General features: G+C 64.2%; 24 protein-coding genes. 14 read left to right on the top strand and 10 right to left on the bottom strand.

Annotated features, from left to right (window positions below; all coding sequences use genetic code 11):
- Positions 1 to 76: 76 nt before the first annotated feature.
- From TMPK1_RS10000 to TMPK1_RS10015, 4 genes are read right to left on the bottom strand one after another with little or no spacing between them, the layout of a single operon-like run.
- The gene (locus TMPK1_RS10000; protein WP_420242855.1) at positions 77 to 712 is read right to left on the bottom strand and encodes a peroxiredoxin; all 636 of its coding nucleotides are present in this window, start codon (positions 710 to 712) and stop codon (positions 77 to 79) included.
- A gap of 46 nt (positions 713 to 758) precedes the next feature.
- Entirely contained in the window at positions 759 to 1,073 is a 315-nt protein-coding gene (locus TMPK1_RS10005; RefSeq protein ID WP_420242856.1) for a 2Fe-2S iron-sulfur cluster-binding protein, read from the bottom strand.
- Positions 1,070 to 1,681 carry a precorrin-2 dehydrogenase/sirohydrochlorin ferrochelatase family protein gene (locus tag TMPK1_RS10010; RefSeq protein WP_420242857.1) on the bottom strand — a complete coding sequence of 204 codons (612 nt, stop codon included), beginning with the start codon at positions 1,679 to 1,681 and terminating at the stop codon, positions 1,070 to 1,072. Before TMPK1_RS10010 ends, TMPK1_RS10005 begins: the two co-directional genes overlap by 4 nt.
- Position 1,682: 1 nt before the next feature.
- Complete coding sequence (locus tag TMPK1_RS10015) at positions 1,683 to 3,374, bottom strand: NADPH-dependent assimilatory sulfite reductase hemoprotein subunit (RefSeq protein ID WP_420242859.1); 1,692 nt, start codon at positions 3,372 to 3,374, stop codon at positions 1,683 to 1,685.
- A 98-nt stretch (positions 3,375 to 3,472) separates the two neighbouring features.
- On the opposite strand from TMPK1_RS10015, the gene cobA reads away from it, so the two are divergent.
- The 9 genes from cobA (at position 3,473) to TMPK1_RS10060 (ending at position 13,412) form a co-directional block, all read left to right on the top strand.
- On the top strand, positions 3,473 to 4,318 hold the full coding sequence (cobA, locus tag TMPK1_RS10020) for a uroporphyrinogen-III C-methyltransferase (RefSeq protein WP_420242861.1): 846 nt from the start codon (positions 3,473 to 3,475) through the stop codon (positions 4,316 to 4,318).
- A 4-nt stretch (positions 4,319 to 4,322) separates the two neighbouring features.
- Positions 4,323 to 5,006: a phosphoadenylyl-sulfate reductase gene (locus TMPK1_RS10025; RefSeq protein ID WP_420242863.1), complete on the top strand. Its 684-nt coding sequence runs from the start codon at positions 4,323 to 4,325 to the stop codon at positions 5,004 to 5,006.
- Entirely contained in the window at positions 5,003 to 5,845 is an 843-nt protein-coding gene (gene cysD, locus TMPK1_RS10030) for a sulfate adenylyltransferase subunit CysD (protein WP_420242864.1), read from the top strand. Before TMPK1_RS10025 ends, cysD begins: the two co-directional genes overlap by 4 nt.
- Positions 5,845 to 7,731 (top strand): adenylyl-sulfate kinase, encoded by a 1,887-nt coding sequence (gene cysC, locus TMPK1_RS10035; protein WP_420242865.1) that lies wholly within the window; start codon positions 5,845 to 5,847, stop codon positions 7,729 to 7,731. The genes cysD and cysC overlap by 1 nt, the downstream gene beginning before the upstream one ends.
- Positions 7,732 to 7,806: 75 nt before the next feature.
- Positions 7,807 to 8,808 (top strand): sulfate ABC transporter substrate-binding protein, encoded by a 1,002-nt coding sequence (locus TMPK1_RS10040; RefSeq protein ID WP_420242866.1) that lies wholly within the window; start codon positions 7,807 to 7,809, stop codon positions 8,806 to 8,808.
- Between the two features lie 103 nt (positions 8,809 to 8,911).
- Positions 8,912 to 9,763: a sulfate ABC transporter permease subunit CysT gene (cysT, locus tag TMPK1_RS10045; protein WP_420242867.1), complete on the top strand. Its 852-nt coding sequence runs from the start codon at positions 8,912 to 8,914 to the stop codon at positions 9,761 to 9,763.
- Positions 9,764 to 9,768: 5 nt separating this feature from the next.
- On the top strand, positions 9,769 to 10,605 hold the full coding sequence (gene cysW, locus TMPK1_RS10050) for a sulfate ABC transporter permease subunit CysW (protein WP_420242868.1): 837 nt from the start codon (positions 9,769 to 9,771) through the stop codon (positions 10,603 to 10,605).
- Positions 10,602 to 11,651 (top strand): sulfate/molybdate ABC transporter ATP-binding protein, encoded by a 1,050-nt coding sequence (locus TMPK1_RS10055; protein WP_420242870.1) that lies wholly within the window; start codon positions 10,602 to 10,604, stop codon positions 11,649 to 11,651. The genes cysW and TMPK1_RS10055 overlap by 4 nt, the downstream gene beginning before the upstream one ends.
- Before the next feature lie 78 nt (positions 11,652 to 11,729).
- Positions 11,730 to 13,412: a methyl-accepting chemotaxis protein gene (locus tag TMPK1_RS10060; RefSeq protein ID WP_420242872.1), complete on the top strand. Its 1,683-nt coding sequence runs from the start codon at positions 11,730 to 11,732 to the stop codon at positions 13,410 to 13,412.
- Between the two features lie 108 nt (positions 13,413 to 13,520).
- On the opposite strand, the gene TMPK1_RS10065 is transcribed toward TMPK1_RS10060, so the two are convergent.
- Positions 13,521 to 15,215: an adenylate/guanylate cyclase domain-containing protein gene (locus tag TMPK1_RS10065; RefSeq protein WP_420242873.1), complete on the bottom strand. Its 1,695-nt coding sequence runs from the start codon at positions 15,213 to 15,215 to the stop codon at positions 13,521 to 13,523.
- Between the two features lie 27 nt (positions 15,216 to 15,242).
- Positions 15,243 to 16,355, bottom strand: coding sequence for an S-(hydroxymethyl)glutathione dehydrogenase/class III alcohol dehydrogenase (locus TMPK1_RS10070; protein ID WP_420242875.1), 1,113 nt, complete (start codon positions 16,353 to 16,355; stop codon positions 15,243 to 15,245).
- Positions 16,356 to 16,492: 137 nt separating this feature from the next.
- Between TMPK1_RS10070 and TMPK1_RS10075 the strand changes: the two genes are divergently transcribed.
- The 3 genes from TMPK1_RS10075 (at position 16,493) to TMPK1_RS10085 (ending at position 17,991) form a co-directional block, all read left to right on the top strand.
- Positions 16,493 to 17,239 carry an SDR family NAD(P)-dependent oxidoreductase gene (locus tag TMPK1_RS10075; RefSeq protein WP_420242876.1) on the top strand — a complete coding sequence of 249 codons (747 nt, stop codon included), beginning with the start codon at positions 16,493 to 16,495 and terminating at the stop codon, positions 17,237 to 17,239.
- Between the two features lie 77 nt (positions 17,240 to 17,316).
- Positions 17,317 to 17,493 (top strand): DUF1328 domain-containing protein, encoded by a 177-nt coding sequence (locus tag TMPK1_RS10080; protein WP_420242877.1) that lies wholly within the window; start codon positions 17,317 to 17,319, stop codon positions 17,491 to 17,493.
- Positions 17,494 to 17,745: 252 nt separating this feature from the next.
- Entirely contained in the window at positions 17,746 to 17,991 is a 246-nt protein-coding gene (locus tag TMPK1_RS10085) for a YMGG-like glycine zipper-containing protein (protein WP_420242878.1), read from the top strand.
- Positions 17,992 to 18,058: 67 nt separating this feature from the next.
- Here TMPK1_RS10085 and TMPK1_RS10090 read toward each other — a convergent pair whose 3' ends face one another.
- Positions 18,059 to 18,493 (bottom strand): response regulator, encoded by a 435-nt coding sequence (locus TMPK1_RS10090; RefSeq protein ID WP_420242879.1) that lies wholly within the window; start codon positions 18,491 to 18,493, stop codon positions 18,059 to 18,061.
- 49 nt (positions 18,494 to 18,542) lie between these two features.
- Here TMPK1_RS10090 and TMPK1_RS10095 point away from each other — a divergent pair, with 49 nt between their 5' ends.
- The gene (locus TMPK1_RS10095) at positions 18,543 to 20,225 is read left to right on the top strand and encodes a sensor histidine kinase (protein ID WP_420242880.1); all 1,683 of its coding nucleotides are present in this window, start codon (positions 18,543 to 18,545) and stop codon (positions 20,223 to 20,225) included.
- A 6-nt stretch (positions 20,226 to 20,231) separates the two neighbouring features.
- Here TMPK1_RS10095 and TMPK1_RS10100 read toward each other — a convergent pair whose 3' ends face one another.
- From TMPK1_RS10100 to TMPK1_RS10110, 3 genes are read right to left on the bottom strand one after another with little or no spacing between them, the layout of a single operon-like run.
- On the bottom strand, positions 20,232 to 20,714 hold the full coding sequence (locus tag TMPK1_RS10100; protein WP_420242881.1) for a hypothetical protein: 483 nt from the start codon (positions 20,712 to 20,714) through the stop codon (positions 20,232 to 20,234).
- 8 nt (positions 20,715 to 20,722) lie between these two features.
- The gene (locus TMPK1_RS10105; protein WP_420242882.1) at positions 20,723 to 21,010 is read right to left on the bottom strand and encodes an ElaB/YgaM/YqjD family protein; all 288 of its coding nucleotides are present in this window, start codon (positions 21,008 to 21,010) and stop codon (positions 20,723 to 20,725) included.
- A gap of 18 nt (positions 21,011 to 21,028) precedes the next feature.
- A complete protein-coding gene (locus tag TMPK1_RS10110; protein ID WP_420242883.1) occupies positions 21,029 to 21,226 on the bottom strand; it encodes a hypothetical protein in 198 nt (65 codons plus the stop codon).
- An 89-nt stretch (positions 21,227 to 21,315) separates the two neighbouring features.
- On the opposite strand from TMPK1_RS10110, the gene TMPK1_RS10115 reads away from it, so the two are divergent.
- The gene (locus TMPK1_RS10115) at positions 21,316 to 21,501 is read left to right on the top strand and encodes a NepR family anti-sigma factor (RefSeq protein WP_420242884.1); all 186 of its coding nucleotides are present in this window, start codon (positions 21,316 to 21,318) and stop codon (positions 21,499 to 21,501) included.
- The last annotated feature ends 9 nt before the right edge of the window (positions 21,502 to 21,510 follow it).

Consider the following 21,510-nt stretch of genomic DNA (forward strand, 5'->3'; position numbering starts at 1 on the left):
TCATTAAAACGCCGCCGCACGGTGTGGAATCAAGCGTGATCTCACACCGCACGGCGGCGACAGGATTGATCCTGACTTAGGCGCCGGGCTGCTTCACCACGCGCAGATACGGCTTCAGCGTCTTCCAGCCGTTCGGGAACTGCTTCTTGGCATCGTCATCCGACAGCGACGGGACGATGATCACGTCGTCGCCGAACTTCCAGTTCACCGGCGTCGCAACCTTGTGGTTGGCGGTGAGCTGCAGGCTGTCGATGACGCGCAGAATTTCCTGGAAGTTGCGGCCGGTCGACGGCGGATAGGTGATGGTCAGCTTCACCTTCTTGTCGGGACCGATCACGAACACCGAACGCACGGTCAGTTTCGGATCCGAATTCGGATGAATCATGCCGTACAGATTCGAGACCTTGCTGTCCGGATCCGCGATCATCGGAAAGTTGACCTTCTGGCCCTGCGTTTCCTGAATGTCGCCGGCCCATTTCGAATGGTCGCCGAGCGGATCGACCGACAGGCCGATAATCTTGGTGTTGCGCTTGTCGAATTCCGGCTTCAAGCGCGCTGCTTCACCGAGCTCGGTGGTGCAGACGGGCGTGAAGTCCTTGGGATGCGAAAACAGCACGCCCCAACCGCTGCCAAGCCACGCGTGAAAGTCGATCGGACCTTCGGTCGTGTCGGCGTGAAAATCGGGGGCGATGTCGCCGAGCTGCAATGACATGGGAACGTTTCCTTCCGTTTCTCTGATCTTTTAAGCGTCGCCAAATTCAAGCGTCAGGCGGTACGAGCTTGAGCCGGAGGCCGGCCAGCGCATCTGAGTACAGGATCTGACAGGCGAGGCGCGAACGTGCGCCCACGTCGGGCACCGTGTCCAGAGCCGCTTCCTCGTCGTCGGATCGCGGCGGCAAGCGGTCAAGCCAGCTTGCTTCGACTTCGACATGGCACGTCGCGCATTCGCAGGCGCCGCCGCACATCCCGTCCATCAATCCATGATCGCGCACGATCTCCATCACGCGCCAACCTTCGACCGCATCCAACCGATGCTCGGTCCCGGCTGCGTCCTCGACAAAAATAAAGCTCAACTCTTTTCTCCGCTCGCAGTCGGCCGCCCCACCAACCCCGCCTGCTCGCGTAAGTTCGTGGGTAGCCACCTCTTCTCTTCGATCAACTTCACGCACGCGGCGCGCACGGCGTCGGGTGCAAAACCGGAGGCGCGCAGACGTTCGCGCAGATCGGACAATTCGCGCAGATGCTCGCCCCACGACTGGTCCAGTTGGCTTTCCAGCCAGCTACGCAGCTTCTGCGCCAGGGTCGGGCTTTTGCCGCCGGTCGAAATCGCAACGACGAGATCGCCGCGCCGCACCAACGACGGTACGTGCAGATCGCACAAGGCGTTCACGTCCTCGACATTCACCAACACCGCATAGTCGCGCGCCAGGCGCGCCAGCGGCGTCGCGCGGCCCAAGTCGATACCGGCGACGAACAACAGTGACAGACCAGCCAGTTGATGTTCGGACGGCATGCCATGCAGCGCACCAGCCGCAAGCAGGCTGGGATCCCCGTCAGGTGCATAGAGTTCGAGCGCACCTGCGCCCGCTTCCTGCAGCAAGGTGAGACGCTTCCACGCGGCGGGACCATGCCCCACCAGCGCAACCGGCAAGGTCCCAACGTCAATCGCAAGCGGCAGCATGTCAGGCGGCCTGGCGTTCGGCGATATAGCCCAGCAGCGTTTCGACGCCGGCGCGTGCGCACCAGTCGCCGAACCGTTCTTTGCCGTCGCGACGATCGCGCCATTCGCCGAACAGACGTTCCAGCGTCGCGGGAATGTCGGTGAACGGCATGCGATCGATCAGGCGGAAATTCATTCGCGTGCCTTCGCGGTCGCCGCCGACAAACAACGCATAGTCGTTCGCCGTACGGCCGACGATGCCGACGTCGCCGACGTAAGGACGCGCGCAGCCATTCGGGCAACCGGTGATCCGCACCGTCATCCCCTCGCCCGCCAGCCCCTGTCGTTCCAGCGCCGCATCGATATCGGCGACCAGTTGATCGCGCACACGTTCAGCTTCGCCCAGCGCCAGGCCGCAGGTCGGGAAGGCCGGGCACGCCAAGGTCAGCTTGTCGAGCCGCGTCCGTTCTTCGGCGAGTTTGACTTTGTGGGCACGCAGCACCGCTTCGATGCCGAAGCGATCTTCGGCGCGCGCATTCGACAACAACACGTCTTGGTCCGGCGTCAGCACCGGATCGACGTGAAAGCGCGTCACGATTTCGCGTAGCGCCGAACGCAACTGCACGCCGTCGGCATCGGCGATACGGCCGCTCGGTACCGGCACGCCGAGCCAGAATTTTCCGTCGCCCTGCGCATGCCAGCCGAGATGATCGGGGATCTGCACCGGCGCCATCTGCACCGGCGCCGCAAGCTGTTTGCCCAGATCGGCTTCGAGGATCGCCTTGCACGCGGGCGTGCCCAGCGCATCGACGACATATTTCAGGCGCGCATGTTTGCGGTCGGTGCGATCGCCATAATCGCGATGCAGACGCACCACCGCTTCGGCGATCGGCAGAAGATCGTCGGGTTCAACGAAGCAAACGAGCGTCGCCAAGCGCGCATAGGTATTGGCGCGATTGTGGGTCAGACCCAGCCCGCCGCCGATCGCGACGTTCCAGCCCTTCAATTCTTCACCGTCGAAAATGGCAAACAGCGCCAGATCGTTGGCGTAGAGATCGGCGGAATTGTCGTCGACCGTGCCCAGCGCGGTTTTGAATTTCCGCGGCAGATAGGTTTTGCCGTAGAGCGGCTCGGGTTCGGCCTGGGTCGGCGGGACCTTTACGCCGTCGACGAAAATCTCGTGATGCGCGCGCGTCTTCGGCAACAGCGATACCGACAGAAGATCGGCCGCGTCGCGCAAAATCTGGTGCCGCTTGTCGGCGATCGGCGCTGGCGTCGTCATCACGTTGCGCGCAACGTCGCCGCAAGCGGCCATCGTCGTCAGCAGATGCGCTTCGATTTCGCCGACCAGCTCGCGCAGGTCGCCTTTCAGAATGCCGTGAAACTGGATCGCCTGGCGCGTCGTGATGCGCAGCGTGCCGTTGGCGCGCTTCGCGCAAAGTTCGTCGAGCGCCAGATATTGCTGTGCCGTCAGACGCCCGCCGGGAATGCGGACGCGCGCCATGCACTGCCACTCTTTCTCCAGGCCCGCCTGTTTGCGCTCGGTCGCGGTGTCGCGATCGTACTGCTCGTAGACGCCGTGGAATTTGAGCAAGTCGTACGCTGCATCGCTGAATTGCGCGGCGCTCGACGCGAGCTCTTCGCCCAGGGACCCGCGGAGCCCGAAGCTCGCGGATTTGCTGCCTTCGACCGATGAAAGTTTGCCCGCCGCCATGACGACCGCCGCCTAACTACAAAGTGACTTGGTATTTGACGTACGTCCGACTCTGGCTGAATGTGAATTAGAACTCAATACCCGATTGGCTGTGTAATATGCATTCGCTCGCCCACTCGACCACGCTCCCGCAGCTCGAAGCGGGATCCGTTTGGCTCGTTGGTGCCGGTCCCGGCGACCCGGGATTGCTGACTCTTCATGCGGTTGGCGCCATCCGGGCGGCCGACCTCGTCCTCTATGACGCGCTGATCAACACCGAGATCCTGAGCGAGGCGCGCCGCAACGCGCGGCTGGTCTGCGTCGGGCGCCGGAAGGGAAATGCCCCGACCACGCAGGACGAGATCGCGCGGCTGATGATTGAAGGCGCCCGCGACGGGTTGCGCGTGGTCCGGCTCAAAGGCGGCGATCCGTGCATGTTCGGCCGCGGCGGCGAAGAAGCAGCCGCGCTGCGCGACGCCGGCATTCCGTTCCGCATCGTGCCCGGCGTCACGGCCGGGATCGGCGGCCTTGCCTATGCTGGCATCGCGGCGACGCATCGCGACGCCAATGCAGCGGTGACGTTCCTCACCGGTCACCAGACCGGCGGTGCGTTGCCCGGCGATCTCGATTGGGATGCGTTGGCGCGTAGCGACAATGCGCTGGTCGTCTATATGGGCGTCAGCGCGCTCGACCGCGTCGTACCCGCCTTGCTCAGCCATGGTCGCGACGCCGCGACGCCGGTTGCGATCGTCGCGCATGCCACGACGCCGTCGCAGCGCGTGCTGAACACGACCTTGGGCGAAGCGGTGCTGGCCGCCCGGCGCGCGAAAATCGACGCGCCGGCGTTGATCGTGATCGGCCGCATCGCCGATCCCGCGCTGGCGACGCCGTGGTTCGAGCCGCAGCAGGACGAGCACGCAGCCCGCATCACCGACCGGTCGCTACTCGCCGCCTTTACGGCTTGATGTCATGTCACGCCCGCTCGCTGAGTTGGAGGCGATGCTCGCCGCGACGTCGACTCTCGACGGGCGTGCGCTGCTCGCGCACGCGCTACAGGCATGGCCCGGCGATGTCGCCGTCGCTTCGTCCTTCGGCGCCGAAAGCGCGGTGCTGCTGGCGCTGATCGCCGAGATCGATCCCACGACGCCGGTTCTGTTTCTCGACACCGGCAAATTGTTCGGCGAAACCCGCCGCTATCGCGACACCTTGGTCGAGACGCTGGGCCTGACCGATGTGCGCGTGGTCGCGCCCGACGCAGAAGAGCTGCGCCGCGAAGACGACGACGAATTTCTGTTCCAACGCGATCCCGACGCATGCTGCGACTTGCGCAAAGTGCGGCCGCTGGACCGCGCGTTGCGGCCGTTCAGCGCCTGGGTCAATGGACGCAAACGGTTTCACTCTGCCAACCGCGCTGCCATTCCGACCGTCGAACTTGCCGACGGGCGATTGAAGCTGACGCCGCTAGCAACCTGGAGCAGCGCCGACGTTGCGCGCGAATTTCTGAAACGCGGCCTGCCGCAACATCCGCTGGTCGCCGACGGGTTCAAGTCGATCGGTTGCTACACCTGCACGTCGCGCGTCGCGGACGACCAGGATCTTCGTGCCGGCCGTTGGGCCGGCCAACAAAAAACAGAATGCGGAATTCACCGATGAAGTTGGCACGCGTGGCACAGCCTGTTTCCCCGAGTCTCGGTGCGACGGACAATCTCGACGATCTTGAAAATCGCAGCATCTGGCTGATCCGCGAGGCCTATGCGCGGCTGAAACCGCTCGGGATGCTGTGGTCGATCGGCAAAGATTCAAACGTCGTGCTGTGGTTGGCGCGCAAGGCCTTCCTCGGCCGCGTGCCGTTCCCGGTGGTGCAGCTCGACACCGGTATGGAGCTGCCCGAGGTTTACGCGTTCCGCGACCGTATCGTGCAGGAATGGAATCTCGATCTGCGGATCGAGACTTGCCCGCCCGAAAGCGAGATGGATCCGACCTTGCCGCCCGCCACACGTGCGGCTGCGCGCAAGACGGCAGGGCTGCAGGCGCTGCTCGAACGCGAACAGCTGCGCGGCGTGCTGGTCGGCATTCGTCGTGACGAACAAGGCACGCGCGCCAAGGAACGCGTCTTCTCGCCCCGCTCGCTCGGCGGCAACTGGGACGTGACGCAGCAGCCAGCCGAATTCTGGGACCAGTATCGCACCGACTTCCCGGTCGGCGCGCATGTGCGCGTACATCCGCTGCTGGATTGGAGCGAGCTGGACGTGTGGCGCTACACGCGCCGCGAACAGATCCCCATCGTCCCGCTTTACTTGGCGAAAAACGGCAAGCGCTACAGGTCGCTGGGCGAAAAGAACGTGACGTTCCCGGTCGACAGCAACGCCTCGTCGATCGACGAAATCATTGCCGAGCTGGAAACCACCCGCATTCCCGAGCGCGCCGGCCGGTCGATCGATTCCGAAACCGAAGACTCGTTCGAACGTCTGCGCCAAGCGGGGTACATGTAATGAGCGGCGACGAACGCGCTTTGCGCATCGTCGTGGTCGGCCATGTCGACCACGGCAAGTCGACCTTGATCGGGCGCCTGCTGCACGATGCCGACGCGCTGCCCGACGGCCGCGTCGCGCAAGTCCAGCAATCGAGCGACGCGCGCGGCGTCGGATTCGAATGGTCGTTCGTAATCGACGCGCTGCAGGCCGAACGCGACCAGGGCATCACGATCGAAACCAGCCGCCTGTCCTTTGCGACCGAGCGCCGCCGGATCGAAATCATCGACGCGCCCGGCCACGGCGAATTCCTGCGCAACATGGTGACGGGCGCGGCCAGCGCCGATGCCGCCATTGCAGTGATCGACGTGCGCGAAGGTGCGGTGGCGCAGGCACGCCGCCATCTGTTTCTGCTGTCGCTGCTGGGCGTGCGCAAAGTCGTGGTCGCGATCAACAAGATGGACACGGTCGGTTGGGACCGCGCCGCCTTCGATCGCGTCGCCAATGAAACCCGCGACTATCTCGCCGAACTGGCGCTGAAGCCCGTTGCGATCGTGCCCATCTCGGCGCGCGGCGGCGAGAATGTGTGGAACGGCAGCGATGCCGCTGCCTGGCATGACTCCAGCCTGCGCGATGCGCTCGACGCGCTGGAGCCGACGCCGGCCGCCGAAAATCGTGCGCTGCGTCTTGCGGTGCAGGACGTCTATCGCGACGGCGAGCGCCGCATCATTGCCGGCCGCGTCGAAAGCGGTCGCGTGCGCGTTGGCGACGAGATTGCGTTTCTGCCGGGTGGCCAACGCGCTCGCGTCGCAACCATCGAAGGCTGGAACGAGCCGGTGGCGCGCATCGCAGCGGCGGCGGGCCAGACGGTCGCGCTGACTCTCGATCAGAAATTGTTCGTCGCGCGCGGCCATCTTGCCGTTGCCGCGGGCGCAGCACCCGACGCGGTGCGCCGCATTCGCGTGCGTGCCTTCTGGCTGTCGCCGAAACCGTTGCTGCAAGGCGCCGAACTGCGCCTGCGCATTGCGACCGCCGACCATCGCGTGACGGTGGTGCAGATCGAACGCGCGATCGACGTCGAAACCTTGGCGCCGGTCGAAGCCGACACGATCGTGTCGGGCCAGATCGCCGATCTGGTGTTGGAATCGAACGAGCCGATGCTGGTCGATATCGCGGCCGACATCGCACCGACCGGACGGGGCGTGCTGGTCGACGGGCACGACGTGTCGGGCGGTTGCCTTGTGCTCGACAAGCTGACGACGCGGGCACGACGTGCCGCTGCGCGTCGCAACGATCTTCGCCCACCGCCCGAACGCGTGACGCAGGCGCGCCGCGCCGAAAAGTCGGGCCATACCGGCGGCGTCCTGTGGCTGACCGGCCTGTCGGGCAGCGGCAAGTCGACCTTGTCCTTGGCGCTCGAAGAGCAATTGTTCGAGCAAGGCTGGCGCACCGTGGTGCTGGACGGCGACCGTGTGCGCGGCGGCCTGTCGTCGGATCTCGGCTTTGCCCCCGAAGACCGCACGGAAAATGTGCGGCGTGTGGCCGAAACCGCGAAGCTGCTGTCCGATTCCGGACTCCTCGTCATCGTCGCGCTGATCTCGCCGGAACGTAGCCAGCGTGCTGATGCACGCCGCATCATCGGCGATGCCGCGTTTCGCGAAATCTATATTGAAGCTGACATTGCGACCTGCGCCGCGCGCGACCCGAAAGGGCTTTACGCCCGCGCCAAAGCGCGCAAGCTGACCGGGTTCACCGGCGTCGATAGCGCCTATGAACCGCCGCTGGCGCCCGAGCTGGTGGTGGATACAGCAAGTCTGGACAGCACTGCCTCACTCGCCCGTCTGGCGGATTACACGGACAGCCAGTTCAGCTGTCGAAGCGGCACGGTACGCGCCCTTGAAGGCTGAAGCGGGCTTTGCCCGTAGCGAACGTTGAATGCGGGCCGTGCCCGCCGAATTGACGACCCCTGGACGGAGGACTGCATGCGACGCCCAATTTTGTGGCTTGCCGCGATTTCACTTGTGCTTGCGGGCAGCGCGCAGGCGCAGACGCGGCTTTTGAATGTCTCGTACGATCCGACACGCGAACTCTATGTCGAGATCAACAAGGCCTTTGCCGACAAGTGGAAGAAAGACACCGGCGAACAATTGCTGATCGAGCAAAGCCACGGCGGCTCGGGCAAACAGGCGCGTTCGGTGATCGACGGGCTGGAAGCCGACGTCGTCACCTTGGCGCTGGCCTATGACATCGACGCGATCGCGAAAGTTGGTTTCGTCAAAGAAGATTGGGCCAAGCGCCTGCCGCTGAACGCGTCGCCCTATACGTCGACGATCGTGTTCCTGGTCAAGAAGGGCAATCCGAAAGCGATCAAGGACTGGGCCGACCTGATCAAGCCGGGCGTCGAAGTGATTACGCCCAACCCGAAGACGTCGGGTGGTGCACGCTGGAATTACCTGGCGGCGTGGGCCTGGGCCAAAGACACCAATGGCGGTGACGAAGCGAAGGCGCGCGACTACGTCACGCAAGTGTTCAAACACGTGCCGGTCCTCGATACGGGTGCACGCGGCGCAACGGTGACGTTCACCGAACGCGGCGTTGGCGACGTGTTGCTGGCGTGGGAGAACGAAGCGTTCCTGGCGCTGAAAGAATTCGGCAACGACAAGTTCGAAATCGTCGTGCCGTCGAAATCGATCCTGGCCGAACCGCCGGTCGCAGTCGTCGACAGCGTCGTCGACAAGAAGAAGACGCGCAAACAGGCGGAAGCCTATTTGACCTTCCTCTACAGTCCGGAAGGTCAGGAAATCGCGGCCAAGAATTTCTATCGTCCGCGCGACAAGGTGGTCGCCGACAAATACGCCGCGACCTTCCCCAAAGTCGACCTGGTGACGATCGACAAGGCGTTTGACGGTTGGACCAAAGCCCAGGCGACGCATTTCGCCGACGGCGGCGTGTTCGACCAGATTTATAAGCCTGGAGCGAAGTGAGCTTCACTGCTGCTCATATCCCTTCTCCCCTCGGGGAGAGGGTTAGGGTGAGGGGGCATCACAAGCACCCCCTCACTTTCCCGTTGGGGCGAGGAGAGTCGGCATGACACTAGCACTCGACTCTGTACGCAGAGGCCAACGCGCAAAGGTGTTGCCGGGATTCCGGCTCACGCTGGGGATCACACTCGCCTGGTTGTCGGCGATCGTGTTGGTTCCGATGTTTGCGCTGGTGTCGCGTGCGGCGGGTGTCGGGTTCGATGGTATGATCGCCAGCGCAACCGACGCGCGTGTGCTGGCGTCGTTTCGCATTACGTTCGGCGCCTCACTGATCGCAGCCACGATCAACCTCGTCTTCGGCACGATGTTGGCGTGGGCGCTGGTGCGCTGGCGCTTTCCCGGCCGGCGTTTGCTGGACGGGTTCGTCGATCTTCCGTTTGCCTTGCCGACGGCAGTCGCCGGCATCGCGCTCACGACCTTGTGGGCCAAGCGCGGCATGCTGGGACAAATCGCCGACGGGTATGGACTCCAGATCGCGTTCGCGCCGCCCGGCATTGCGATTGCGCTGGTGTTCATCGGCCTGCCTTTTGTGGTGCGCACGGTGCAGCCGGTGTTGGAAGAGCTGGAACCCGAAATTGAAGAAGCAGCCGCAACCTTGGGCGCATCGCGCCTGCAGACGATTGCGCGCGTCGTGCTGCCCGAATTGCTGCCGGCCTTGCTAACCGGTTTCGCGCTCGCCTTCGCGCGCGCGGTTGGCGAATACGGGTCGGTGATTTTCATCGCTGGCAACCGGCCCGGCCAAACCGAAATCGTGCCGCTGCTGATCGTCACCAAGCTCGAACAATACGACTATGCCGGCGCTGCTGCGCTGGCGGTGTTGATGTTGCTGGTGTCGTTCGTGATGCTGCTGGCGATCAATCTGCTGCAGCGCTGGGCCAAGAAGCGTCATGGGAACTGATCGCCATGCGCGCTGAACGCCCCTCTTTGATCGATCCCTGGCCGGTCCGCATCGTCGTCGGTGCGTTGATCGTCGGATTCGTCGGTCTGTTTCTGGCCTTGCCGCTCTACACGTTGTTCGCGCAGGCCTTTGCCAAAGGCGTTGACGCTTATCTGCGCGCGATCGACGAGCCGGCGGCCTGGGCGGCAATCAAACTGACGCTGACGGTTGCGGCAATCGCGGTGCCGCTCAACGTCGTGTTCGGCCTGGCTGCGTCTTGGTGCATCGCCAAGTTCGAGTTTCGCGGCAAGCAGCTTCTGACCACACTGATCGATCTGCCCTTCTCGGTGTCGCCGGTGATTTCGGGCCTGATCTTCGTGCTGCTGTTCGGGCTGCAAGGCTGGTTGGGACCGTGGCTGCGCAGCCATGACGTGCAGATCATTTTCGCGCTGCCCGGGATCGTGCTGGCGACTGTGTTCGTCACCTTCCCGTTCGTCGCGCGCGAATTGATCCCGATCATGGAAGCGCAAGGCACGCAGGAAGAAGAAGCGGCGCGCCTGCTGGGCGCGTCGGGGTGGCAGACGTTCCGACGCGTCACCTTGCCGAACGTCAAATGGGGCCTGCTTTACGGAGTTCTGCTGTGCAACGCACGCGCGATGGGGGAATTTGGGGCGGTCTCCGTGGTCTCGGGGCACGTTCGCGGACGAACGAATACGATGCCGCTGCACGTCGAGATCCTCTACAACGAGTACAATCTGACCGCCGCCTTCGCGGTCGCCTCGCTGCTGGCGCTGCTCGCGCTGGCGACCTTGGCGGCGAAAGCGGCGTTGGAGTGGCGCGGCCGGACGGAGATCGCATCGTGACGATCGAAGCACTTGGCCTGGAAAAGCGGTTCGGCAGCTTTGCCGCGCTGCGCGGCGTCGACTTGAAAGTCGAACCGGGCGAGCTGCTGGCGCTGTTGGGACCATCGGGGTCGGGCAAGACGACGTTGCTGCGCAGCATCGCCGGCCTCGAAACCGTCGATCGCGGCCAGATCCTCTATGAAGGCATCGACGCCGACACGATCTCGCTGCGCGACCGCCGCGTCGGCTTCGTGTTCCAGCACTACGCGCTGTTCCGGCACATGACGATCGCCGACAACATCGCCTTCGGTCTCAAAGTACGCCCGCGCCGCGAACGTCCGCCGCGCGCTGAAATCAACGCGCGCGTCGAACAGCTGCTGGAGCTGGTGCAGCTTGGCGGTTTGGGCGGACGGTTCCCGGCGCAACTGTCCGGCGGCCAGCGCCAGCGCGTTGCCTTGGCGCGCGCGCTGGCGATCGAACCGCGCGTGCTGTTGCTCGACGAACCGTTCGGCGCGCTCGATGCACGGGTGCGCAAGGAACTGCGCCGTTGGCTGCGGCGGCTGCACGAAGAAATCCACGTCACCACCATCTTCGTGACGCACGACCAGGACGAAGCGTTCGAACTGGCCGACCGCGTCGTCGTGATGAATGACGGCAAGATCGAGCAGATCGGTTCGCCGGCCGAGATCTATGACCAGCCCGCAACCGAGTTCGTCTACGAGTTTCTCGGCGGCGCCAACCGCCTGCCCTGCCATGTTGAAGGCGGTGTCGCGCTGATTGCGGGCACGCGGCTCACCACCGATCTGCCGCGCGACTTTACCGGCGACGCGGTTGCGTTCGTGCGGCCGCACGAAATCGGCGTCGCGCGGCCGAACGGACATATCGACGACGTCGCGCAGGTGCGCTCGATCCTGCCCATCGGTCCCGACGCGCGGCTCGACCTCGAACATGTGTCCGGACATATCGAAGCGTTGGTCCCGCGTGAGTCACTCGACGCGGCTGGGATTGGTGTCGGCTCGCGCTGTGCGGTGCGGATCGCGCGCGCGCGGGTTTTTCCGACCAGCTGACGCCATGTGTGAACGCGCGGTCACATTCTTTTAACGCGCGAGGCGATAGCGCAGAGGGACTGACAATCAGAGGTCCCCATGTCGTTCCGCAACGCTTCCATCCTGCGCAAGATTTTACTGGCACTTGGTGTGCTGGTCGCCGCTGCCGGCCTCGCGACCGGGCTTGCCTTGTGGTCGTTCGCGCAGATCGACGCGGGCGAGGCCGAGATGAATTTCTATTCCGATCGCGCCGCCGCGGCGCAGCGCGCCGACGCGCTGCTGACCGACTATGCGCGTCTGATCGGAATTTACGGCCTGTCGCCGTCGATCGACGAAGTGAAGATGGTCAAAGCCGAAGCGGCCAAGCAGCACGCCGCGCTGGTCAAGCAGATCGACATTGTCGAGACCACGTCGAAAAGCGCAGAGGCGAAAGCCGACGCAGCCGAAGTGCGCAAACGCGTCGCCGAGCTGGAGCCGTTTTTCGTCGCTGCCGAGAAGGCGCTGAATATCGGCGACGAAGGCGGCGCCGAACAGGCGGTGAAGAAGACGCTGACGATTCTGCCGCTGGCGAAAGACCGGCTGGTGACGACCTACGAACGCAACAGCCGCAAGTTCGACGAAGTCCGCGCCGCGAACCAGGAAATGGAACATCGCGTCTGGTGGATGATGATGCTGGTCGGCATCGGCGGTACCGGCGCCGGGCTGGCGCTAGCGGTGGCGATCGCGCTGCGCGCAGTCAGCCAGCCACTGCGCGAAGTGACCGACGCGATGCGCGAAGTGTCGACCGGCGCCAGCAATGTCGTCGTGCCCCATACCGATCGCGGCGACGAGATTGGCGCGTTGGCAGCGGCGCTGGAAATCTTCCAGCGCGAAGGCGATGCCAAGCGCGCGATGGAAGCGGAGCAGCAGGCCGCTGTGCAACGCCGCGCCCAGCGCCAGGCGGCGCTGGAACAGTCGGTGTCGAGCTTCGACCATTCGGTGCGCGGTTTGCTGGAAGCGCTGGCTGCTGCAGCCACCGAAATGCGCGCCACCGCCGAGACCATGGCGGCGACCGCCGAACAGACCAGCATCCAGTCGACCACCGTCGCGGCTGCATCGGAACAAGCGTCGGTCAATGTCAGCACGGTCGCGGCCGCGACCGAGGAATTGTCGGCGTCGGTGGCCGAAGTCACGCGCCAGATGAGCGAGAGCGCGCAAGTCGCCGCCCGGGCCGGGAACGAGGCGACCACGGTCAGCACCGACGTGCGCAGCCTGGTCGAAGCCACCGAGCAGATCGGCGAGATCGTGCGCCTGATTGAATCGATTGCGGGCCAGACCAACCTGCTGGCGCTGAACGCCACGATCGAAGCGGCGCGCGCGGGCGAAGCGGGCAAAGGCTTTGCCGTGGTTGCGACCGAAGTGAAATCGCTGGCGACGCAAACCGCGAAAGCCACCGAGGACATCGCGCAGCGCATCGCGGCGATCCAGTCGTCGACGCAACATGCCTCGCATTCGATCGCGCAGGTCGCGACCACGATCGGCACGATGAACCAGATCGCAGCCGCGGTTGCAGCCGCCGCCGAAGAACAGGCCGCGACGACGCAGGAGATCACGCGCAACGCCGCGCAAGCCGCGCGCGGCACCCAAGAAGTCAGCGCCAATATCGATGGTGTGCGCCAGGGCGCCAACGAAACCGGATCGGCCGCGACCCAGGTTCTATCGGCGGCCGAAGAGCTGGGCCGTCACGCCGAAACGCTCAAACGCGAAGTCGCGACCTTCCTCGAACAGATGCGCGCCGCGTAGACGAGTTACGCTTCGACCGAGTTGCGTCGCGCTGCGGCGCGCTCGTCATTGCGGGCCAGCTGCGCCAAGTAGAGAAATTCTGTGCCCGTCCGTTTGCGTCCAACGCAGCTACGATTTGGCTGCGAACGGCGACAGGCTGGCGGCGGTCGGCACAACGCGAATACCGACGACGGTGCTCCGGCCGCGCACCTGAATCTCTTCGGCCTGGAATCCACTGTCGTCAAAGCCCGCGGTGCGCATCACCACGTCCGACGCGACCAGATAGGCGCCGTAGGTTTTGGTCTCGTCTTGCAGGCGCGCCGCAATATGCACCGCCTCGCCAACCGCGGTGACCGACGCGCCGTCGCGATAGCCCATTCGGCCGATGATGGCGTCGCCAGCATGCACGCCAAGTCCGATCCGCAACGGTTCGGCCAGCACTTCGCTGAGTTCACGATTGAGTTCGACCATCGCGCGTTCGATCCGCTGCGCCGCGTCGAGCACTTGCCGGCATGCCTGTTTCGGCGATGCGCTTTCACCAAAGATCGCCATGACGCCGTCGCCAAGGAACTGCGCCGGCGTTCCGCCCGCCGCGACGACGGCGCCGCACACCAGTTCGCAGAACCGGTTCATGATGAACACAACGTCGAACGGCGGGCGTTCTTCGACGATCTTGGTCGAGCCGCGAATGTCGACGAACAGAATTGCCGCAAACCGTTCGACCGCGCCGCGCTCGCCGATCGGGTGGTTGGTGTTCGACACCAACGGCACGATCGACAGGTCGGCGTCGGGACGCAGTTGGCAGGCAAGCCGCACATCGGGCCCGACGCCCAAGCGCGCCAAGAGTTGCGTCTCGTGCGTGCTCGGTTCGGGCAGATCGGCGTCGGTTCGCACGATGCGCACGCGACAGGTCGAACAACGTCCGCGTCCGCCACACACCGAGACATGCGGAATCTTGGCGCGACGGCTGGCGTCGAGAACAGAAACGCCGCGCGGCACACGAATGACTTGGCCGCCTGGATAGGTGAGGCGCACCAGCCCGCTGCGCCGTTCGAGCAGCTCGCGTCCCGCACGCGCAGCCAGCGTCAACAGCAAGGCGGCAAAGAATCCGATCGTCGCGTTGCGCTCGATCCGGTTCTGCATGTCGCGCACGTCTTCGCTGTCGGCCTGGCCTTCGGTGCGCACGCTGTCGATATAGGTCGGATCGGCGGCGGCTTGTGCGATCGCGTCCTGGGTACCGTGCACGACGCCAAGACTTGCTGCGATCGGCAGGGCGCAGGCGAGCGCCAGCAGAATCGGCGCGCGACGTTTGTAGGCGGGCCGGTAGCGCAGCCAGAAGTGGATGCCCATGCAGCCATGGACCCAACCGACGACGAACAAGATCGCGAGCCGCACGCCGAACGAGGTCTGCCACACAAAATCGGTCAACAGAATGTAGGGGTACGAACGGCCGGCGAAATACATGTCCCACATCAGCCGGCCGGCGATGTAGTGGTGCAGCAGCAGATAGAGCGTAACGAATCCAAGCACGAGCCGCGTCAGCTCGGCACCGCCGATGCGAAACGACCGCCGCGCATACAACGCCCAGAAAGCCAGCGCGATATGCGCGGTGAAGGCGCCGTAGAGAACGATCGACCCGACGACACCGCGCCAGACGAACTCGTGCACGACGAGCCCCTTCTCCATCGCATCGACCGAGATGTTGCCCAGCGCGTGCGTCAGAAAATGCGCGGTGAGATAGGCGAACAAAACCAGCCCGCTGGCCAGCCGCAGCCGGATCGGCGCAAGGCGAATGGAAAGACGGCCGGGCGTGCGTTCCTTCATGCCCGGCTGCCCTAGCACAGAATCTGGCTAGTAAGTCAGCACCGTCCGGATCGACTCGCCCTTGTGCATCAGGTCGAACGCGTCATTGACCTGCGCGTGCGGCAGAACGTGGGTGATCAGCGGGTCGATCGCGATCTTTCCCTGCATGTACCAGTCGACAATCTTCGGCACGTCGCGGCGGCCCTTGGCACCGCCGAACGCCGAGCCAGTCCAGACACGACCGGTGACGAGCTGGAACGGACGCGTCTGGATTTCCTGTCCCGAGGCAGCGACGCCGATGATCACCGACATGCCCCAGCCGCGATGGCCGCATTCGAGCGCCTGGCGCATCACCTGCACGTTGCCGATGCACTCGAACGAATAATCGACGCCGCCATCGGTGAGATCCTGAATCGCCTGCACGACCTTGTCGCGACCGACGACGTCGGGATTCACGAAATCGGTCATGCCGAATTTGCGCGCCATGGTTTCGCGCGCCGGATTCAAATCGATGCCGATGATTTTGTCGGCGCCGACCATGCGCGCCGCTTGCACGACGTTGAGACCGATGCCGCCAAGACCGAACACGGCAACCGTCGAACCTGGTTCGACTTTCGCTGTGTTGATCACCGCGCCGACACCGGTCGTGACGCCGCAACCGATGTAGCAAACTTTGTCGAACGGTGCGTCGGGGCGAATTTTCGCCAGCGCGATTTCAGGCAGCACGGTGTGGTTGGCGAAGGTCGAGCAGCCCATGTAGTGCAACACGGGCTTGCCGCCGATCGAGAAGCGGCTGCTGCCGTCCGGCATCACGCCCTTGCCCTGCGTCGCACGGATCGCGGTGCAGAGATTGGTTTTGCCCGACAGGCACGATTTGCACTGCCGACATTCGGGCGTGTAGAGCGGAATGACGTGATCGCCGACCGCGACGCTGGTCACGCCGGCGCCGATCTCGCGCACGATGCCGGCACCTTCATGTCCCAGGATGGCCGGGAACAGACCTTCGGGATCGGCACCCGACAAGGTGTAGGCGTCGGTGTGGCAAACGCCGGTCGCTTTGATCTCGACCAGCACTTCGCCTGCTTTCGGGCCCGCCAGATCGACCTCTTCGATCGACAGTTTCTCGCCCGCTTTCCACGCCACAGCCGCCCGCGTCTTCATTGTCTGCACTCTCAAAGTGAATCAGCGGCGAGAGACTGCGCGGAGTTGCGGCCGCGGTCCACTGACGCCGCCGCTTTGGGGCCAGGCCTGTTCGGTCGTCGGACGCAACCTGGCGGCCGGGCATGTGTTCTGACCACATGCCGAGCTTCACTGGAAAAGTCGCACTCGTCACCGGCGCCGGATCGGGACTGGGCGAAGCGATCGCCGAACGTCTGCACCAGGACGGCGCCGCCGTCGTGCTGGCCGATATTGAACTGGACCGCGTGCAGCGTGTCGCTGCCCGGCTTGGTGGTCCGCGCGTGCATCCGCTGCAAGTCGATGTGTCCGACGCAAGCTCGGTCGAGGCGATGGTTGCAGCAACCGTCGAACGGTTCGGCGCGCTGCATCTTGCCGTCAACAACGCGGGCTTTACCGGCCCGCGCGAAATCGCCACCGGCGCGTACGACATTGCCGCGTGGCGCAAAGTGCTCGCCACCAATCTCGACGGCGTCTTCTTCGGATTGCGCTATGAGATTCCCGCCATGCTCGCGAGCGGCGGTGGGGCCATCGTGAACATGTCGTCGGGTGCCGGTGCGGTCGGCGTCGAGGGCGAATCCGCCTATGTCGCGTCCAAACATGGCATCGTCGGCCTGACCCGCGCGGCGGCACTGGACTATGCAACGCGGAAGATTCGCGTCGTCGCGATCGGGCCCGGCTACATCAACACGCCCGAGATCGCGGCCGCGCCCGACGCGGCCCGAAACGAGCTGGCCGCCTTGCATCCGATGGGGCGGCTCGGCGAGCCGCGCGAGGTCGCGTCCTTTGCTGCCTTTCTCCTGTCCGACGAGGCCTCGTTCGTGACCGGCAGCTTTCACATGATCGATGGCGGGCTGACCGCCCGTTGAGCGCTATTCCGCGCCCCGGCGGGAACAGCGACGTGAGTCTGTGGTTCTACAGGCAGCAACCCATTGGAGATCGCGCCATGCTTGGCTGGGCCATTACATTTCTGGTCGTAGCGCTGATCGCGGCGGTCCTTGGTTTCGGCGGTATCGCCGGCACCGCCGTCGAGATCGCGAAAATTCTGTTCGTCGTCTTCCTGATCCTGTTCCTGGTGTCGCTGGTTTGGCACCTCGTCTCAGGTCGGCGACCCCCGATTTGATTTTCGGAAGAACGGCGGAACCTTCCACCCCGTCGTGTGTTTCTGGCTGTGACAGGTAGTGACATCCCTCATCCTGTTAGGTCCTGAATCCTCGGGCCCTCGGTGCGAACCGAGGGCCTTTTTTTCTGATGTTTCAGCGTTCTGCGCCGTCGGTCCAAAGCCGTGATCGCTTCGTGACGATCATTGGACAGCGGGAACGTGTCGATCCCTGACCGGTTGATTGGCCAGGTAGACGGACAAGGAAACAGACTTATGAAGATCACCACTCTTTCACTCGCGGCGGCCTCGGTTCTGGCCCTGTCCGCCTGCGGTTATAACCAGGGCGATCGTGCCCTGTCGGGTGCCGGCCTCGGCGCCGCTGGCGGTGCGGCGCTTGGTGCCGTGACCGGCGGCAGCCCGCTGACGGGCGCGCTGATCGGTGGCGCGGCGGGTGCCGCGACCGGTGCGCTGACCAAGCCGAGCGACGTCGATCTGGGCCGTCCGGTCTGGAAGAAGTAAGCGCAAAGATTGCGGCATAAGCGGCGGACGATCGATGGATCGTCCGCCGCTTTTTTGTGTTGAGAAGCTAGCAGGCTAACGCTGCACGTAGCGCATCGCGCGCATACGGTTTGAACAACAACGCAATCGGACCAACACGCTCCATCCGGGCGCGCGTGCCCGCATCACTCCACGCGGTAACAAAAATAATGTCGCAAGCAAATCGACGCTTGAGTTCGGCCGCGACGCGCACGCCGTCTTCGCCGATCCCCAGCGCAACATCGACGATCGCTACGTCGGGCGCCATTTCATGCGCCGCCTGCAACGCATCACCCATGGTGCAGACAATTCCCGCCACGACATGATCCCAGGATTCGAGCAAGTCCGAGAGGTCGAGCGCGATCATCGCCTCGTCCTCAACCACCAGGACGCGGCGCCGCGCGCGGTCAGTCACGTCGTCGCGGCGTGCGGCTCCCGCGCGCGCGGGGCGCTTCAGCGTGAATTCGGCGGTGGCAACCGGCATATAGCTTCTCTAGATTCTGCATGGTCGGTGGGGGCGTTCGAGAGAATCAATGATTCCAACTGGTTTTGACCGCTTCCGTTCCCGCCTCGCGATTCTGCTGACCCTGCTTCTGTTGCCGATCGTCGGTTACATGGCTGTGCTTGGCTGGATTTCGGCGAGCGAACAGTCGGCCCAGGCGCGCGATCAGGTGCGGTATCTGGCGCTGGTCGCATCGAGCTATCAGCGCGAGCTGTTCGCCGGCACCGAACGTCTGTTCCGCGCGCTGAGTCAGGAGCCCGAAATCTCGGGCGGCGGGACGACGTGTGAGTCTGAACTTGCCCGCACCGTGGCAGGCTTTCCTGACTACCCGCAGATCGCCGTCGCGGACGCCGACGGTGTCATCACCTGCGTTGCCGGAAAGCGCGACTTGCTCGGCACGCGCATCGCGGGCCGCCCCTTCTTCGAACAAGCACGCCAACGCCGCACCTTTGTCGCCGGCGCCTATATGCTCGACGCGAACAGCGGGGTTCCGTCCGTCATTGCAGTGCAGCCGATGCTGGCGCAGGATGGTTCGTTCCGCGGTGTGCTGTTGGCGACGGTGCAGGTCGGGCTGGTGCCCGGCATGTTGCGATCGGTCGACATGCCGGTCGACTCCCGTTTGTTCGTGCTCGACGAAAACGGCGCCGTGCTTGGCTCTTCGGCGTCCTTGCCGGCGCGGTTTGCCGACGCGCCGGAACGCGCCCGTATCGCCCGCACGCCGCATGAGCAATTCACCGAGAAGGGCGACGACGGCATTACGCGCCTGTTCGTCGTGTCGAAAATCGAAAGCGGCAATTTCTCCGCCGTGCTTGGCGTGCCGTTGCATGATCTGACTGCATTGTCGCAACGCGACGTGGTTGCGCAGATCGTCGGCCCGATTGCGATCTGGATCATCGCCGTGTTGATCGTATGGGTCGCGACCGATCGGCTGATCGCACGGCCGTTGCGCAAACTGACGCGCACGGCGCGCGCCTATTCATACGGCGATCTCGAAGCGCGCCCGGTCGAAGGCGGCACCTCTGAGATTCGCGCGCTGGCCCAGACCTTTGCCGAGATGGCGACGCGCATCGCGTCACGCGAACGCGACCTGCAGGACGCGATCGTCAAACGCGACGGCATGCTGCGCGAGATTCATCACCGCGTGAAAAACAACCTGCAGATCGTGACGTCGCTGCTGAACCTGCAGGAAAAGCAGATCGCGCCCGATTCACGCGGGGCTTTTCGCGATATGCAGACGCGCGTGCGTTCGTTGGCGCTGGTGCATCGCTATATGTACGAGAGCGACGAGCTGGGCTCGGTCAATCTCGGCGGCTTCTTGAAAGAACTCGCGACCAGCCTGCAGCTCGCTTACGGCGTGCCGGAAAAACAGGTCGTGGTCGAAGTGATCGCCGAACCGATCTGGGACGTGGCCGATCGCGCCATTCCGTTGGCGCTGTTGATGACCGAAGCAATGACCAACGCGCTGCGCCACGGCTTTCCCGAAGGCCGGCCCGGACGGATCGAAGTGCGGTTGATGCAGCTCGAAGGGCGGCGCGTGCGTTTCTGCGTACATGACGACGGTATCGGCCTGCCCGGCGAATTGGCTGCGGGCACGTTGGGCATGACCTTGATCCGCGCTTTCGCGCGGCAGGTCGGCGGCGCGCTGGATATCACCAGCCAGGACGGAACCATGGTGACGGTCGAATTCGACCGGATGGAAGACGAGACGACGTAAGGTCGCTTATTCGTCGTCGTCTTCGTCGCTGCGGCGGCGACCGCCCAGCAATCCCATCGTCAAGCCAAGCACGATGGCGCCGACGACCAGCGTCTTGGCGTTGGCTTTGAGGCCGCTCTCGACGATGCGTCCCGCTTCGAAAGCGAGATTGAGCGACGATGCGCCCGTCATCAGGTCGGCGCGCGCGCCGTTCGCACGTTCATCGGCGACGCGCGTGACCGAGCTTCGATAGATGCGATAGATCACATAGACCAGCAGCATCAGCCCGACATTGATGCCGAGCATGATCCAGGTCGCCGCCATCGGATCGGTGCGCCGCGCCAACAGCGCCCAGATCGCGGCATAGAGGAAGCCCAGCGACGCGACGCCAAAGGCGGCGATCAGCGAATAGGCAATGACCGCCGCAACGGCGTTCTTCTTGGCCGCTTCGACACGACCAACCAGCAAGTCGCGACCGAGGCCGGACGCCAACGACAACCAGCCCCGCATGATCTATCTCAGCGATCGAACAAGCGGCCGAGAACGATCCCGACGCCGAATGCAATCAGCACGCTGGTCAGCGGGCGCTCTTCAATCGTCGCGGCCAGATTCTCGAGATGCTCTTCGCCACGCGTGCGCGCTTCGTCGGTCAGACGCTCAAACCGATCGCGCGCAGCGGCAAGCTGTTCGCGTGCTGCGTCGGTTGCCCCTTCTTTGAGCGAGGCTGCAAGATTGGCGATGTCGTCCGACAATTTGGTCAGGTCGTCACGCACAGTGTCGAACTCACTCTTGGCTTGCTGGGACATGGTGGTCGTTGCTCCAGGTCATCGCCCCGACGGGCGGCCTTTTTTCAGTTGATCGCCTTTGGTCAACGCGTCTTTGGCGACGTCGCCCTCGGCCTTTTTCCGCGCCTCTTTGCCGGGTGCCGCATGGTAGCGCGCTATATCCGACTCCAGACGCTTGCCTGCAACCTGTTCGTCCGCAGCGAGGGCGTCGCGCCCGTCAGAATCGCGTCGGGGCACTGGCGGCTCCATCGTCATCGTTGACCGGTCGTGGATGCTCGACGTAACGATGCCATTCCGAGACTAGTTCCGTGGAACGGACAAGCCAGGTGAGCGGTAAGCCGCGCAATAAATCCAACAAAGCCAAGAAGTCCCCGGCGCCCGGCGACCGGTTCGACATTTGGCTCGATGGCAAGTTGAAGACCGCCTACGGCTCGGTCCTCGACGAACCGATTCCGGACGACATCATGAAGCTCCTCGAACAGGAGCTGGTGAAGAAGCTCGACGAGAAATGAAAAAGGCCG

The organism is Roseiterribacter gracilis (genome assembly GCA_018332375.1).
In the GTDB taxonomy this organism is placed as follows: domain Bacteria; phylum Pseudomonadota; class Alphaproteobacteria; order BOG-932; family Roseiterribacteraceae; genus Roseiterribacter; species Roseiterribacter gracilis.